At 66.7% G+C, this 14,868-nt stretch carries 12 protein-coding genes; 4 read left to right on the plus strand and 8 right to left on the minus strand.

What is annotated here, in order from left to right:
* The 3 genes from IG178_RS22140 to IG178_RS22150 form a co-directional block, all read left to right on the plus strand.
* Positions 1 to 1,711: right-handed parallel beta-helix repeat-containing protein (locus IG178_RS22140; protein WP_193214773.1), on the plus strand; the 1,711-nt coding region annotated here is incomplete at its 5' end.
* Positions 1,712 to 1,755: 44 nt separating this feature from the next.
* Positions 1,756 to 2,472: a phosphoribosylaminoimidazolesuccinocarboxamide synthase gene (gene purC / locus IG178_RS22145; RefSeq protein ID WP_193214774.1), complete on the plus strand. Its 717-nt coding sequence runs from the start codon at positions 1,756 to 1,758 to the stop codon at positions 2,470 to 2,472.
* 12 nt (positions 2,473 to 2,484) lie between these two features.
* The gene (locus IG178_RS22150; protein WP_193214775.1) at positions 2,485 to 2,994 is read left to right on the plus strand and encodes a hypothetical protein; all 510 of its coding nucleotides are present in this window, start codon (positions 2,485 to 2,487) and stop codon (positions 2,992 to 2,994) included.
* A 9-nt stretch (positions 2,995 to 3,003) separates the two neighbouring features.
* Here the strand turns inward: IG178_RS22150 and IG178_RS22155 are convergent, their stop codons facing one another.
* From IG178_RS22155 to IG178_RS22175, 5 genes are all read right to left on the minus strand, one after another.
* Positions 3,004 to 3,786, minus strand: coding sequence for a CAAX prenyl protease-related protein (locus tag IG178_RS22155; protein ID WP_193214776.1), 783 nt, complete (start codon positions 3,784 to 3,786; stop codon positions 3,004 to 3,006).
* Between the two features lie 29 nt (positions 3,787 to 3,815).
* The gene (locus IG178_RS22160) at positions 3,816 to 4,982 is read right to left on the minus strand and encodes an aminotransferase class I/II-fold pyridoxal phosphate-dependent enzyme (protein WP_193214777.1); all 1,167 of its coding nucleotides are present in this window, start codon (positions 4,980 to 4,982) and stop codon (positions 3,816 to 3,818) included.
* 106 nt (positions 4,983 to 5,088) lie between these two features.
* Positions 5,089 to 5,490: a hypothetical protein gene (locus tag IG178_RS22165; protein WP_193214778.1), complete on the minus strand. Its 402-nt coding sequence runs from the start codon at positions 5,488 to 5,490 to the stop codon at positions 5,089 to 5,091.
* Complete coding sequence (locus tag IG178_RS22170) at positions 5,487 to 6,695, minus strand: Tm-1-like ATP-binding domain-containing protein (protein WP_193214779.1); 1,209 nt, start codon at positions 6,693 to 6,695, stop codon at positions 5,487 to 5,489. The genes IG178_RS22165 and IG178_RS22170 overlap by 4 nt, the downstream gene beginning before the upstream one ends.
* A gap of 11 nt (positions 6,696 to 6,706) precedes the next feature.
* Positions 6,707 to 7,564 (minus strand): phosphoenolpyruvate hydrolase family protein, encoded by an 858-nt coding sequence (locus tag IG178_RS22175; RefSeq protein WP_193214780.1) that lies wholly within the window; start codon positions 7,562 to 7,564, stop codon positions 6,707 to 6,709.
* Between the two features lie 134 nt (positions 7,565 to 7,698).
* Between IG178_RS22175 and IG178_RS22180 the strand changes: the two genes are divergently transcribed.
* Entirely contained in the window at positions 7,699 to 8,574 is an 876-nt protein-coding gene (locus IG178_RS22180; protein ID WP_193214781.1) for an AraC family transcriptional regulator, read from the plus strand.
* Here the strand turns inward: IG178_RS22180 and IG178_RS22185 are convergent.
* The 3 genes from IG178_RS22185 to IG178_RS22195 are packed head-to-tail and all read right to left on the minus strand — an operon-like array spanning position 8,571 to position 14,847.
* Entirely contained in the window at positions 8,571 to 9,035 is a 465-nt protein-coding gene (locus tag IG178_RS22185) for a cupin domain-containing protein (RefSeq protein ID WP_193214782.1), read from the minus strand. The two genes, IG178_RS22180 and IG178_RS22185, sit on opposite strands and share 4 nt — an antisense overlap.
* 11 nt (positions 9,036 to 9,046) lie before the next feature.
* Complete coding sequence (locus IG178_RS22190; protein ID WP_193214783.1) at positions 9,047 to 10,570, minus strand: UxaA family hydrolase; 1,524 nt, start codon at positions 10,568 to 10,570, stop codon at positions 9,047 to 9,049.
* Positions 10,571 to 10,581: 11 nt separating this feature from the next.
* Positions 10,582 to 14,847, minus strand: a complete 4,266-nt coding sequence (locus IG178_RS22195; RefSeq protein ID WP_193214784.1) for a PVC-type heme-binding CxxCH protein — start codon at positions 14,845 to 14,847, stop codon at positions 10,582 to 10,584.
* Positions 14,848 to 14,868 lie beyond the last annotated feature (21 nt).

A 14,868-nucleotide genomic window follows, 5' to 3' on the forward strand; every position in this document is an offset into this window, starting at 1 on the left:
CGCCCCGACCGAACCCGTCCCGGCTTTGGCGGAGGATCCCGGTGCCGGGGAAGCGGACGAAGAGGATTTCGAGGATCCCGCCGAGAGCTCACGGGGGGGACTCGTCTTTTTCGGCCTGTTGGTCCTGATCGTCGTCGCGGTCGCCGGCTATTGGAAATACCAGGAGGACCAGCGGCTGCGGACCCGCGAGCGGGTGGCGTTCCTCGAGAACCGCGGCGCCAAGATGATCGAGGCCCGCCGCTGGCCGGAGGCCGACGCCGCCTATACCGAGATCGAGCAGCTCCGGCCCGGAGCTGATGCCGCCAAGATCGGCCGCCGCAGCATCGAGGCAGGCATGGAAGAGGAACAGCGCCAGTTTGTCGGCTACTGGTCCGGCGAGGCGATCGCCGCGTTCGATCTCGGGCGCCTCGACGACGCCGCGGAAGCCGCCCGCACGGTGCTTGAGAAATATCCGCGGCAAAAGGAGATCTCCGAGCTGTTGCGCAAGATCGAGGAGGCCCGCATCACCCAGGCCCGCGAGAATCTGCTCGGCGCCACCAAGGCGGCGCTCTTGAAGCGCCGCTGGGAAGAAGCGGAGAACCGCGCGAAGGAACTGCTCGCCGCCTTCCCCGGCGACGCCGAGGGCGAGGCCATGCTCGCGGAGATCGCCGCCGGACGCGACAAGGAGGCCAAGGACCGGGCCCGCGCGCGCGAGCTGTTCGCGGCCGCCAAGGTCCGCGACCAGGGCAAGTTCGATCCCGAGGCCGTCGAGTGGCTGCGCGAAGCCGTCGCGCTGGCCCCGGAGGACGAGGAAATCGCCGCCCTTTACGACAAGATGGCCGCCTACACCCGGACCATCCACGTCCCGGGTGACTATGAGACCGTGCCGGAAGCCGTCGCCGCCGCCCGCGACCGCGACCGGGTGGTCGTCGCCGAGGGCACCTGGACCGGCCCGGTGATCGCCGACAAGTCGATCCAGCTCGAAGGGGCCGGCCGCGACAAGACCATCATCGAGGTCGAAGCCGCCGTCAGCACCGCCGCGACCTTCGGCCGCAATGCCGGCGGCGCCCGCATCAGCGGGATCACCTTCCGCCACCGCGGCTTCGACGCCGGGCCCAACCGCTTTTCCGCCCTGCTGGTGCGTGGCGCCGAGATCACGATGAACGACTGCCGCGTCGCCGATTCCGCCGGCCACGGCATCGCGGTCGTCGACGACGGCCGCGTGGGAGCGTCCCGCTGCGTGTTCGAGAACAACGGCTGGGACGGCGTGGCGGTCCGCGGCGCCGGCAGCCGGGTCGAATTCTCCGAGTGCGAATCGACCGGGAACTTCGGCCATGGCTTCGACCTCTGGGACGGAGGATCCGCCGCGATCCACGGCAGCATCGCCCGCGACAACAGCGCCAACGGCATCCTCGTCGACACCAACGCCGACGACGTGGTGATCGGCGACAACGACCTGCGCGGGAACCGCGAATACGGCATCGTCGTCAGCTCCGCCTCGTCGGGCCGGGTGCACGGCAACGTTTGCCGCGAGAACCTGCTCGGCGGCATGGCGGTCGGCATTTCCGCCTCCCAGCTGAGCTACGACACCAACAAGCTGGAAAAGAACCACGGGCCCGGCCTGGTCCTCGAGCAGGGGCTCGACCGGCAGGCCTTCGCGTCGAACGTCGCCACCGGCAACCCGAACGGCAAGAATGTCGTCACCGGCGTGAATTTTTCCCGCGGTCAGTAAGACGCCCGCTTGACCCCCGGGCGGCGCCTCCATACCTCTCCCCCATGAACCCGCTCTACGAAGGAAAGGCCAAGCGTCTCTGGGCCACCGAGGACCCGAACATCCTTCGCATGGAGTTCAAGAACGACGCCACCGCCTTCAACGGCGAGAAGAAGGCGCAGTTCGAGGACAAGGGCCGGCTCAACAACGCGATCAGCACCCTGATCTACGGCTTCCTGGAAAAGGAAGGCGTGCCGACCCACTTCGTCCGCCAGATCGACGAGACCAATGTCGAGGTCCGCAAGGTGGACATCCTGATGGTCGAGGTGATCATCCGCAACCTCGCGGCCGGCAGCTTCTGCAAGCGCACCGGCGTCGAGGAGGGCACCCCGTTCTCCCAACCGATCATTGAGTTCTGCATCAAGAGCGACGAGCTCGGCGACCCGCTGATCAACGACGACTACATCCGCGAGCTGAAGCTGGCCACCGCCGGTGACCTCGCCTTCCTGCGCGAATCCGCGCTCAAGGTGAACGACATCCTCGGCAAGTTCTTCGCCGAGTGCGGGCTCAAGCTGGTCGACTTCAAGCTCGAGTTCGGCCGCCTCGCTTCCGACCCCTCGACCATCGTCCTTGCCGACGAGATCAGCCCCGACGGTTGCCGCCTGTGGGACCTCAAGACCGGCGAGAAGATGGACAAGGACCGTTTCCGCCGCGACCTCGGCGGCGTGATGGAAGCCTACGCCGAAGTGCTGGAGCGGGTGAAAGCAGCGACCGCGGGCTGATTCCCGTCTTCCATGCGGTTCCTCTCCATCATCGTCATGTCGGTCCTGGCGGCTGTCATCTATGGAATCGTACATGATCAGATCACGGCGAGAATCTGCGTCGAATATTTCACGATCGGTCACGCCCGCCTGATCGACAGTGATTCGCCGACGCTGCTCGGATTTTTCTGGGGGATCGTCGCCACCTGGTGGGTGGGACTACCACTCGGTTTCGGCCTTGCCGTGGCTGCACGCTGCGGTCGTCCCCCGAAACTCCAGGCACGCGATCTCGTGCAACCACTGATCCGGCTTCTCGTCGTGATGTTCGTGCTTGCAGCGATTGCCGGCACCATCGGCTTCGTCACCTCAAGCTCGGGGATGATCCGTTTGGTCGGGCCGTTGGCTGAGCTAGTCCCCGCGGAACGTCATGTCGCGTTTTTGACATGTGGATGGGCGCACTCCGCGTCCTACCTCGCCGGACTCGTCGGTGGTGTGGTCCTGTGGATCGTCACCTGGCGCAGGCGCGGAAAGTTGGCCGTCTGAAACTCTTCGCTACCACAGGCCGTACTTCCCGTAAGTCATCGCGAAGAGGCCCATCAGCAGGTTTGCCACCGCGTGCATGACCACGCAGGCGCCGAGGTTCTTGCTCCAGATGCAGAGCAGGTAGGTCAGCGAGCCGTAGACAAAGGCCCCGGCATAATCGACGGGCGCGTGGGCGACCATGAACAGCCCGGTCACGATCCCGTAGCTCTTCCACTTTGCCTCCCCGAAGGGCCGCTTCCAGTAGTTCCCTTCCCAGTCGCTCGCCAGACGCATCGCGAACGAGCGCCAGAAGATCTCCTCCACCAGGGCAACCACCACGACCGCCCGTACGAAACGGAGGATCAAGGCCGCCCAGAATGCCGGCGTGCCAGCCCCGAAGGCTTCGGCCGGATTGAAGCCCTTGGTCCGGGCGGCCAAGCCGAGCCACTTCTGCCAGCCCGTCGTTTCGCCGCTGAGTCCGAGCCGGTCGTACATCACCGTCGGCAGCAGCCAGAAGCCGATCCCCACCGCTCCGAAGACCACCCCGGCGGCCGACCATTTCCACGACCACCGGAACTCGTAGTACTTCCAGAACTTCGCCAGCACCGCCAGGCAGGCCACCGTCTGTAGCGGATAGACCCATTGTTCCGGCCAGTGCCGCCACCAGGGAGCCGCCGGGTGTTCCCAGGTCAGCAGGGTGCCGAACAGCTGAAGCAGCAGCAGGAAACCCATGAACACCGCGAACGGGATCACCTGGGCACGCACCCAGGCATCCGTGTCACGGAGACGAAGGTCGGCGGCTCGATCGGACATCACTTGAATCGGTCTGCCGCCTATTCGGTTCAGAGCCGCCCGACGAAGCGCTCCATCTTGTCCATCGCCAGCTTCAGGTCATCGAAGCCGGTGGCGTAGCAGCAGCGCAGGAACCCTTCGCCGGACTCGCCGAAGGCGTTCCCCGGCACCGCCGCGACGTTCTCTTCCTGCAGCAGCTTCATCGCGAACTCCTTCGAGCTCAGGCCGGTCTTGCGGATGTCCGGGAAGACGTAGAAGGCCCCGCCCGGCGAGTGGCAGTCGAGCCCCATCTGGTTGAGGCGCTTGACCAGGAAATCGCGGCGCTGGTGATAAGCATCGCGCATCTTGGCGACCTCCGGCGCCCCGTTCTCGAGGGCCTCGATCGCCGCCATCTGGCTCATGATCGGCGCGCACAGCATCGAGTACTGGTGAATCTTCATCATCGCCTCGGTGACCGCCACCGGCGCGCAGGCGTAGCCGAGCCGGAAGCCGGTCATCGCGAAAGCCTTCGAGAAGCCGTGCAGCAGCACGCAGCGCTCCTTCATGCCCGGCAGCGAGGCGATCGAAACGTGCTCCTCGCCGTCGTAGCGAAGCTCGCTGTAGATCTCATCGGTCAGCACCATCAGGTCGTGCTCGATGCAGAGCCTGGCGATGCCCTCGAGGTCCTCGCGGTTGGCGGTGGCGCCGGTCGGGTTGGTCGGGAAATTGAGCATCAACACCCGGCTCTGCGGGGTGATCACCTTGGCGAGTTCCTCGGGCTTGAGCGAGAAGCCGTCGCGCTTGCGGGTGTGGACCCCGACCGCCTTGCCGTAGGCCATGGCGATGCTCGGCGAGTAGGAAACGTAGCAGGGCTCGTGGTAGATGACTTCCTCGCCCGGGTTGATCAGCGCGCGCAGAGCGATGTCGATCGCCTCGGACACCCCGACGGTGACCAGCACTTCGGTCAGCGGCTCGTAGTCGACGTGGAAGAAGTCGGAAACGTAGCGGGCGATCGATTTCCGCAGCGCCGGCAGGCCGAGGTTCGACGTGTAGCTGGTGTGGCCTTTTTCCAAGGCGTAGATGGCGGCTTCGCGGATGTGCCAGGGGGTCGTGAAATCCGGCTCGCCGACGCCGAGGGAGATCACGTCCTCCCGGCCTTGGACGAGCTCGAAGAAATCGCGGATTCCCGAACGGGGAATCGCCGCGATCTGACGGGCAATTTTCTGCGAATAATCCATACGTGGTCCCGGTCCTCGCCGGGCGGCGCATTTGAGGGAGGAAAGGGCCCGCCGTCAACGGTGGGAATGGGGATTCGCCCGCCGCCATCGCGGACTCCCGGCGCGATCAATCCGCCGCCAGTTCAACGAGTTGCGGGCACCCGATCCCCTGGCGTTCGAGGCTCGATGGCACGATCACGTCCAAATTCCGGCGGATCACCTCCGGCGACTCTCCGGCGAGGAGGCGGGTGAAACGCTCGTCCCCGGCCTGGAACAGGGCGAGCAGCAAGCGGTGCCGGTGCGCGAAGGCGAGTTCCCCGTCCAGATCCGGGTTCATCGACGCCCGGAACAGGTTCCGAAGCTCGGAATCCGACGGGATGCGCGACCGGTCGTGCCCGGGAATCGGGAGTGCCGCCAAGGCCCCGGCTTCCCGGGATTGGAGCCCCGGACGGTTGGTCGCGAGGGAACAGCCCCCGGCCAGGATGCCCGCCGAGCCGATCGTGACGACGCGAAGGAATCCCGGCTTCAAGCGGTGGTCGCCCCCATCAGTTCCAACAGCTTCTCCGCGCAGGCTTTGGCGAAAACGGGGCTGTTGATGTCTTCGTCGAGCTCCACCACCGGGATCGTGGCATTCGCCTTGATCGCCGAAAACAGCGCCGCGTCCGCCGCCGGATCGTGGAAGGGCTGGCCTTCCGCGCTGATCACGCTGACCGCTTTCGTCGGCAGCATCACTGCGGCCGGCGCGGTGTAGGCGCTGACCTTCTCCCCGATCACCTTGCCGATCGCCGCGCATTCGTCCGGCGTGGTGCGCATCAGGGTGACCTGCGGGTTGTGGATGTAGAACGTGCGGCCGGAAAACTTCTCCGGCACCGTTTCATTGGCGCCGAAGTTCACCATGTCGAGGCATCCCGGGCCGACGACTGCGGGCACCTTGCCCTTGCCTGCGGCATCGAGGCGATCCGGTCCGGCGCCGAGGATGCCGCCGACCACTTCGTCCGCCCACTCGGTGGTGGTCAGGTCGAGCACGCCGGCGACCAGGCCGCAGGCAATCAGGTCCTCCATCGCCCGCCCGCCGGAGCCGGTGGCATGGAACACCAGCACTTCATAGCCGGCATCCTCGAGGATGGCCTTGGCGTGGTTGATGCAGTCGGTGGTGTTACCGAACATGCTGGCGACGATCAGCGGCTTGGCGTCCGCCTGGTCGACCTTGGCCTCGACCATCCCGCAGATGGCGCCGGCCGCGCGGGCGAAGACGCCGCGCGAGACGGAATTCAATCCGGCGACGTCGACAATGCTGGGCACCATGGTGATGTCCTTGGTGCCGAGATACTGTGCGGTATTCCCCGAGGCGAGGGTGGAAACCATCACCTTGGGCAGGCCAAGCGGCAGCGCGCGCATCGCGGCGGTGCCGATGGCGGTACCACCGCCGCCGCCGAGGGAGATCACCCCGGCGACCTTCCCCTCCTCCACCAGCCTGGCGAGGAAGACGGGGGCCGCCTGGCTCATCGCGACCACGCATTCACCGCGGTCATGGCGGGCCATCAGCGGGGCGAGGTCGATCCCCGACGCCGCCGCGACCTCCTCGCGGGTGACATCGGGCTCGACCGTCGGCGGCCCGCCGCTGCCGACATCGATCAGCAGCGGCGTGTGACCGCATTCGCGGATGCGGTCGGCGACGAAGGCGTGTTCGGCGCCTTTCGAATCAAGGGTTCCGAGAACGGCAATCGTCGCCATGGGTCCTTGCCTCAGAGGCTGATCGACTTGAACTCCTTGGTGAGGCTGGTCAGCGACTCTTCCACACCCATGCGCTCGAGGCTCGAGGCACCGACGAAGCCGACGCAATCGGTCTCGCCGATCACCTTGGCGGCGTCTTCCGGCGTGTTGATCGGGCCACCGTGGCAGAGGTAGAAGATGTCGTCGCGCACGGTCTTGGCGGCGTCGATGATGTCCTGGGTGCGCTTGATCGTGTCCGACCAGCTCACCACCGCGTTGGTCACGCCGATCGAGCCGCCGACGGTGGTGCCGACGTGGGCGATGATCGCGTCCGCACCGCTTTCGGCCATGCGCTTCGCCTCCTCGGGCGAGCCGACGTAGACGATCGAGAACATGTCCATCCGGCGGGCCAGGTTGACGGCGTCGTATTCCTTCTCGACGCTCATGCCGGTTTCCTCGAGCACGCCGCGGAAGTGGCCGTCGACGATGGTGTGGGTCGGGAAGTTGTTGATGCCGGAGAAGCCCATGTCCTTCACCTTGCCGAGCCAGTGCCACATGCGGCGGCGCGGGTCGGTGGCGTGGACGCCGCAGATCACCGGGCATTCCTTCACGACCGGCAGCACCTCGTATTCGCCGATTTCCATGGCGATGGCGTTGGCGTCGCCGTAGGCCATCATGCCCGCGGTCGAGCCGTGCCCCATCATGCGGAAGCGGCCGGAATTGTAGATGATGATCAGGTCCGCGCCGCCCTTTTCGATGAACTTGGCGGAGATGCCGGTGCCGGCACCGGCGGCGATGATGGCCTTGCCGGAGTCAACGGTGGACTGCAGGCGGGCGACGACTTCTTCACGAGTGTAGGGATTTCCGATCCCGGTCCATGGGTTAGGCATCCCGCAGTGTATGCCGGGGTGCCCCCTCCCCGTCCAGCGCCGATGCCGTGCGGCGTCCACCACCGGCTATTCGACATCCACATCGCGGCCTCGACGCGGCGCATCCGTTTGGCCAGCCTTGCCCGCACCCGTTCATGACCGCTGCCGCCAACGCCCTGCCCGCTGCCGACCGGGAGATCCTCGGCGGATCGACGCGCTATCAGGTCGTGCGTTCGGACGAATCCGATCCGCGCGACTGGATGCGGGACGGGCCGATCTGCCCGCTGCTCGGGCAGCATCACATTTCCCACTGCGGGATCATGAAGGCGGTGCCGCCTTTCGAGATCGTCCGCGCCGACCAGAACGGCACCTTCATGCTGGCCACCCTTGAGGGCGAAGGGGCGATCCTCGCCGACGGCCGCTGGAAGCGGATCCGCACCGGCCAGGCCTGCCTGCTGCCGCCCTTCGTGATGAACGCGCTGAAGTGTTTGCCGGGGAAACCTTGGAGCTTCGCCTGGGTCCGCTACCGCGAGGAACGCGAGACCCGACCGATCGTCTCTTCCTCCTCGCCGGTGACCGGATCGTTCCAGGTCGCCCCGCTGAAGGCCGCGATCGACGGCCTGCACTTCGAATGCACCGGCGACAACGGCGCCGCGGCCCTCCATCATTGGAGCGAACTGGTGCACCACTACGTCGTCCGCTTCGCCCAGCCCCACACCTCCGACGACCGGCTGTGGCGGGTCTGGCAGCAGGTGGAAACCGAGCTCGCCCGGCCGTGGAGCCTCGACGAGCTGGCCGGCATCGCCTGTCTCAGCGGCGAGCACCTGCGCCGCCTGTGCCGCAAGGAACTCGGCCGCAGCCCGATGCAGCACCTGACCCACCTGCGCCTCCAGCGGGCGCGGCACTTGCTTTCCGTCAGCGACGACAAGGTCGAGGTCATCGCCCGCGCCGTCGGCTTCGAAAGCGTGACCACCTTCTCGAACACCTTCCGCCAGTGGATCGGCCGCCGGCCGTCGGATTTCCGGCGCTAGCCGACGGAGTCGTCGCGCAGCAAGCGGCACGGAGTCATGCCGTCGCGGATCGACTTCCACGGCTCGGCATCGGAGACGTCGCACGGATCCGGATCGCAAGCGAGTTCATCGCCGAGCACGCCGGGCGAGAGGATCGCGTGGAAGACCAGTTCCTCGTCGAAGGGATTGTAGGTCGCATGTGGGACGCCGGGCGGGATGACCGCCACCTCCCCCGGCCCGAGGATGCGATGCTCCTCCCCCACCCACTGCTCGGCGCGACCTTGTTCGACGTGGATGATTTCCTCGCGGTGCGGATGAATGTGAAAGGGGTGACAGTGGTGCGGCTTCATCCGCGCGCGGACCATCAAAAGCCGCTCGGCCTCGGCCAGCCCGGGGCGGCAGAGCCACTCGTTGTGGGTCCAGTCGTTGTCCTCGTGGATGACCTCGTGCTCGGCGACGAAGCGCTTGGGTTGCTCGCTCATGGCACGGATACCTACATCTGGGCCGAGATGTTCCAAGGCACGAACTCGCAGTCGCCGAATCCGAGCTCTTCCGACTTCGTCTTGCCGCCGCTGGCGACGCGCAGCATTTCCCGGTAGATCCTTCCGGCGACGTCCTCGTGGGTTTCCTCGCCATCGGCAATGGTCCCGGCGTTGAGGTCCATGTCTTCCTCCATGTGGCGGAACATCGGCGTGTTGGTGGCGATCTTGATCGAAGGCGTCGGCTTGTAGCCGTAGACCGAACCGCGGCCGGTGGTGAAGGCGATCAGGTTCGCCCCGGAGGCGACCTCGCCGGTGATCGACATCGGGTCGTAGCCGGGACTGTCCATCAGGTGCATTCCCGCTTCCTTGACCGGCTCGGCGTAGCGGAGCACGGAAACCAGGTTGGTCGAACCCGCCTTGCACACCGCGCCGAGCGACTTCTCGAGGATGGTCGTGAGCCCCCCGGCCTTGTTGCCCGGCGTGGGATTGTTGTCGATCTCGCCGTCCAGCTTGGCCGCGTAGTCCTCCCACCAGCGGATCCGCTCGATCAAGGCCTCGCCCACTTCAGGCCGCACCGCCCGGCGGGTCAGCAGGTGCTCCGCCCCATAGACCTCGGTCGTCTCGGCAAGGATCGCCGAACCGCCCTGCGCGACCAGGCGGTCGACCGCCAGGCCGAGCGCGGGGTTGGCCGTGATCCCCGAGTAGCCGTCGGAACCGCCGCATTGCAGTGCCACGATCAGCTCGCTTACCGGCAGTTCCTCGCGCCGCGCCTTGTCGGCCTCCGGCAGCACGTCCTCTTCCAACTTCTCGAGGCAGGCCTCGATCGTCTTCCGGGTGCCGCCCATCTGCTGGATCGTCATGAAATGCAGGTTTCCCGACGGCGGCTTGCCGAAAGTCTCGACCATGCCCGGGATCTGGTTGGTCTCGCATCCGAGCCCGACCATCATCACCGCGCCGAAGTTCGGATGCCGGACGTGGCCCCAGACCGTGCGCTGGAGCATCGCGAAGGCCTCGTTCTTGTTCGAGATGCAGCAGCCGACGCCGTGGGTGATCGCGACCACGCCATCGACGTGCGGGAACCGTTCGAGGATTCCGCGACTTTCGACCTCGCGAACGACATGCTTCGCCACGGTGGCGGAGCAGTTCACCGACGAAATGATGCCGACGTAGTTGCGCGTGCCGGCCTTCCCGTCGCCGCGGCGGTAGCCCAGGAAAGTGTCGCGCTCCGCCTCGGGCACAAACTCGGTCGGCCGCGCGGCGCTACCATGGGCGTAGTCGTCGCTGTGCGGCGACATGCCGAGATTGTGCACGTGGACGTGCTCGCCTGCGGCGATGGGCCGGGTGCTGTGGCCGATGACCTGGCCGTATTTGAACACCGGCTCGTCGGCGGCGATGTCGCGCACGGCGACCTTGTGGCCGCGCGGCACCGTGCGTTTCACGGTCGCCCCGGTGAGTTTCAGTGACTCGCCTTCGGCGAGATCGGCAACGGCGACGGCAACATTGTCGTCGGGGTGAAGATGAAAGACTTGGTTCATGGACTTCGGATTCAGGGCTGGACGGCGGGACCGCCGTCTTGCGGGGCATCGTTCATAACGCCGTCCTTGCTGGCGGACTCGAGCGTGATCGCCGCGATCATCGGCGCGGGCGCCTTGCCCGGACTCGACAGTACCAGCTTCGAGATGACCTGGCCGGGCTTTTTCAAATCGCGCCACAGGTAGCGGACCTGGCCGTGATTCGTGAGATCGGTGCGGGCCGATCCGGGCACGTCGACCCCGGCGACGTGGTCGGCGATGTCGATGCCGTTTTTCAGCACGATGTCCTCCGAACTACCATCCGCATAGTGGACGGAAATCGTTACCAGCGGGTCCTGTTCCCGCACCGCCGGGAATCCCCAGCCAGCCACCGCTCCGAGCAGGTGCAGGCGTCCGGCGGCGACGTTCACCGGGATTTCCACCTCGGCCGGCATGCTGCGGCTGACCGCATTCGGATCCATTCCGCCCTTGAGCACGACGACGTTCTTCCCGCCGGGCGCGGTCGCCGGATCCTGCAGGTGGAAGGGCACGCCGCGTTCCTCGACCAGGCCGTAGCGCTTGAGGCCGACACGATCGCCGGCAGTCTCCGGGGAGAGGTAAACACCGCGGCTGCCATCGGCCGTCGCGGCCTTGCCCAGCGGCAGGGTGTGGAAACGCTGCTCACCGGAACGCAGATAGGAGATCAAGTCGCGCAAGGCCACCGGACCGAGGGCGTCGAAGCCCTCCGGCATCAGCGACTTCCCGGTGTCCGTCTGGCTCGCCACCTGGTCGCGCGGGATCTCGACCTCGCCGCCGGCATTGCGGAGGAACAGGCTGCCCGCGGTTTCACGGCTGATGAAACCGCTCACCGTGCGGCCGTCGCTGGTGCTGACATTCCAGGTGTGGTAGCTCGGTTCGACCTCGCGGTTCGGGTCGACGATGTGGGTGAGCAGCGTCTCGACCCCATGCACGCCGATGCCCTCCAGCACCGGCCCGATCGAGGTGCCCTGGCCTTGGAAAACGTGGCACACCGCGCAGGCGGCGAAGAGCTGCTTGCCCGCTGCCGGATCCCCGGGAGCACTGACTTGCGGCAGCAACCGGTCGATCATCGCCGACTTCGCCTCGGCGGCCCCGCGGAAGCGTTCGACGATCGGAGCGGCGTGCCCCCGCACCTTTTCATCAGGATGCGAGGCCAGCCGGTTCAACACCTGAGGCCCGGCAACGGCAACGGTGAGGCGATTATCGGCGAGGGCATCGGACAGCGCGATCGCCGATTCCGGCCGGCCTAACAGCGCCTCCAGGGCACCCGCCTTCTCGGCCGGAGGCAACGATGGGAGAAGATCGATGATCAACCCGGCCGCTGCTTTCGAGCCATTCGAAAACAAGGCCGGCAGCACCACCTGCCGCGCGTCTTCGGATTGGACCACGGCACTTTCGATCGATTCCACCAGCTCTGCGGTGAATGCAGGCAACTTCGCCAGCGCCGCCAGCACTCCCGGTTCGACTGGCGTGCCAGTGAGGATCCGCGGCAGCAACAGATCCAGCTTCTTGCCAACCTCAGCGGGTGCCCAGAAGCGGGCCGCCAGCGGCAGGGCCATGCCGGCGAGCTGGTGATTGTCACCGGCGGCAAGGCTTTCCAAGGTCGAGACCACCTCCGCGGCATCCGGCAGCGGGCGCCCCTGCAGCGAGGCGAGCGACGCCACCGCGATCCCCTGTCCCTTCGCTCCGCCCAGGGCCTGGAGCATCGGAACCAGCTTCGCCGCGTCACCGGCGCAGGATTCGAAAAGCAGTGCCACCAGCGGCGACTGCTTGTCCGGCTCATCCGCTGCCAAGGCCGCGGCAAGCACGTCGCCGGGGGTATTCCGCGCCAACCGTGCGATCGCCGCGCGGGTCCAGCGTTCGTCGGCGCCGGCTTGCAATCCGACCAGCACCCCGGCCGGAATCACGGTGTCCGCCGGCAAGGACGCCAGAAGCTGGAGACGAACCCGCGGATCGCTCTCGGCGGGAAGTTTCGCGGCCACGGCCTTCACCCACTCCGGTGTGGCCAGCCCGGGATGCGCGCCGACCACCCGCGCCGCGGTCACCCGCACCGACGGATCGCCGTCTTCCAGCGCTCTCGCCAGGTCATCGATCGACAGCACCCCGGCCGCCGCGCGGATCCACAATGCGTGCAACTTCGCAGGCCCGGTCGCGCGGCCTAACATTTCCGCTGCGGCTTTGACCTCGCCCTCCTCGATCAGCCGCTGGGCGCGCAAGCGGAGGTCGCGGTTCGGATGACCGAGCGCCGCCACCTGGCCCTCGAGACTGGAAAGATCCGCCGCCGGAAGCTTCTTCGACCGCTTGTGCTCGTAGCGGACGATGCGACCGAAGAAGTGGTCGCGGTCCGGCCGCGCGGCCTGGTTGTTCCAGAGATGGATCGGCCCGCGCGGGTCGTTGTGGAGGATCGCCTGGTTGTAGAAATCGATCACATAAAGCTGGCCGTCGGGACCGATGCGGGTGTCGATCGGCCGGTTCCAGAAATCCCGCGTCGCCGAGAATTCCTCCTCGCGGGTCTTCTCCGCCGTGTAAGTGACTCCCTCACCCGCGAGCTGCTCGTGGTGTACGATGTGCACCGTAGGCTCGGCGGTGAAATAGCCGAGCGTCCACTTACCCGGCCACGATCCGCCTTCGTAGATCGCGTTGCCGCAGGCCGCGGTGAACGAACCGATCACGTCGTTCGGCTGGTTCTCGACGATCTCGTCCCACGACATCAGCGGCTTCACCGGCCGCAGGTGGATCAGCACGTTCCACGACGGATCGCGTCCCATCCCGGCTTCCGCCATGATCCGGTCGGACACCGGCACGTGCATCAGCAGGTCACCGGAAGTCGGCTGGGTCATGAACATCTCGCCGTCGGAAGTCATCTCGAAGCCCCAGCAGTTGCCGCTCTTCGCGCTGACCATCTCGATCTTCGAGCCGTCCGGCCTGAAGCGGACGATGCCGGAACCGATCGCGCCGAAGTCGGTCTTGCCGTCGCCCGAGGTGACCTTCGGCGACCCCGAGTAGCCGTGGGTCGAGTAGATCCAGCCGTCCAGCCCCCAGCGCAGGTTGTTCAACACCGAGTGGGTGTCGAAGGTGCCCAGCCCGGTGTAGAGCACCTCGCGCTGGTCGGCCTTGCCGTCGCCATCGCGGTCACGCAGGCGGAGGATCTCCGGCGGCTGGGCGACGATGACCCCGTCGCGGTAGAAACAGAAGCTGGTCGCGAGGTCGAGGTCGTCGGCGAAGACATGCTTCTTGTCCATCACGCCGTCGCCATCGGTATCCTCCAGCCACGAGATCCGGTCGTGCCCGAGCCGATCGACCGGCGGGGGCTTCGGCAGTTCCGTCTCGCGCTGCCAGACATCGTACATCGACTCCGGCCCGCCGCCCTTCTTGCCTTCGGGGTATTCGAGGCTCTCCACGACCCACAGCCGCCCCTGGCCGTCCCAGTCGATGTTGAGCGGTTTTGAAACCAGCGGCTCGGCCGCCACCAGCACCGCCTTGAATTCCGGATGGACCTGCAACGAACCGACCGATGCCCGCGGCGACAGCGGTCCTCCTTTCGGATAGGTCAGGCTCTCCTCCGGGACGTCGGGAGAAAAGGCATCGATGTCGTCCTTCCCGCCGGCCCATGCCAGCGCGCGGGCCAGCAGGGTGCGGATCGCGGGATGCTCCAATGTCGCCGCGCTTTTGCCGGGCACGAAGCACACGATCCGGCCCTTGCCGTGGGGCATTGTCCAGATCACCGGCGACACGCCATAGACGTAGGGCTGCGGGTCGGTCCCCTTGAGGTGCTTGCGGTTCGGCGTCCAGGTGGTCGCGAGCACCTCCGCGTCGTCCGGCAGGGGGAAGCCATGGAACATCTCATCCTCGACATCGAAGTTCGAGAGGCCGCTGGTGACCGGCTGCTGCCGTCCCGCCGGAGTGAAGAACAAGGGGACGCCCCCGGCCCAGCGTTTCACCTCGCCCGGAACGAAGCCCGACGCGGTGATCGCGTCGTGTACCAGCACCAGCCCGCCGCCGTTTTTGACAAATCCGTCGAGACGCGCCCTGGCGGCATCGTCCCAGCCTTCGGCGCCCGCCACCAGCACCGCTGCCTTCCCTTTCAAGTCGGCCTCACCGGGGATCGACCCGACCCCGGCCAGCCCCTCGACCACCGGCACCTCCGCGCGGACCAGGATCTCGGGATCGGCAGACATCGCGGGGCCGCCGGGCAGGGTGAGCCCCGCCAGCAGGCAGGAGACCCGCAGCAACGGCGGGAATGCTTGGGTTTCGAGGATCATGTTCCCCTTCTTACGCGGGGA

The sequence above is a fragment of the Neoluteolibacter marinus genome (assembly GCF_014904755.1).
Classification (GTDB): Bacteria; Verrucomicrobiota; Verrucomicrobiia; order Verrucomicrobiales; family Akkermansiaceae; genus Haloferula; species Haloferula marina.